Genomic DNA, 792 nt, shown 5'->3' on the forward strand with positions numbered 1-792 from the left:
CCGTAGAACACCAGCTCAAGAACGATCGACCAGTAGACGCCGTCCATGAAGGGCTGGCCGAACGCCGGCGCGAACATCGACAGATTGGCGGCATACTGAACGAAAGAGGCCGAAAGCAGCGGCGACCCGGCAAGGAAGACAATCGCGAAGGTGATCGTCATGCAGAGCAGGAAGCCCGGATAGAGGCGAACGAACCGCGCGACCGCAAACTGGTCCCAACTGCGGTTTTCCGCCGACCAGGCAATGACGAAACCGCTGATCAGGAAGAACAGATTGACGCCGAGATAGCCGTAGAGGGCGAACGGTGCCGCAAGCGGATAACCCTCAGCCAGAATGCCCTCGGCAGCCGCGCCGCGAAAGAAATAGTGGAAGAACACGACAGCCATCGCCGCGACCAGCCTGAGCAGGTCCAGCGTCGCAATGTAATTTTGTTCCGCAGGTCTGGTGTTCATCCGCATTTCCCGCATCTACGGTCGGCAAACCATAGAGCGGATCGCGGCTGAGCGGGTTAAGAGGCCTAGATTATCGCCAGATGTAGTAAATTTACGCGGAACGAGGCGTCAGACCGCCGAACCATAGAGGTCATAGGCGTCGGCACGGTCGATCTTGACGGTGACGATATCGCCTTGGCGCAGCGGACGACGCGACTGGATGTGCACCGAGCCATCGATCTCGGGCGCGTCGTATTTGGTGCGGCCCTTTGCCGATGTGCCATGCGCCTCGTCGATCAGCACCGGGAGGCGCTTGCCGACTTTTCTGGCCAGCTGTGTCGCCGAAATCTTCTGCTGACGC

At 59.7% G+C, this 792-nt stretch carries 1 protein-coding gene and 1 pseudogene; both read right to left on the reverse strand.

Translation table 11 applies throughout. The features are described from left to right. On the reverse strand, window positions 1–452 hold a 452-nt coding region (locus ENZ75_RS33255), incomplete at its 3' end, for an acyltransferase family protein (RefSeq protein ID WP_164888246.1). A 108-nt stretch (window positions 453–560) separates the two neighbouring features. Continuing rightward, window positions 561–792, reverse strand: a pseudogene (locus ENZ75_RS33260) (TRAM domain-containing protein); the annotation flags it as partial.

Origin of the sequence: Mesorhizobium sp. M7A.F.Ca.CA.002.04.1.1 (assembly GCF_004022805.1) — a bacterium.
Classification (GTDB): Bacteria; Pseudomonadota; Alphaproteobacteria; order Rhizobiales; family Rhizobiaceae; genus Mesorhizobium; species Mesorhizobium ciceri.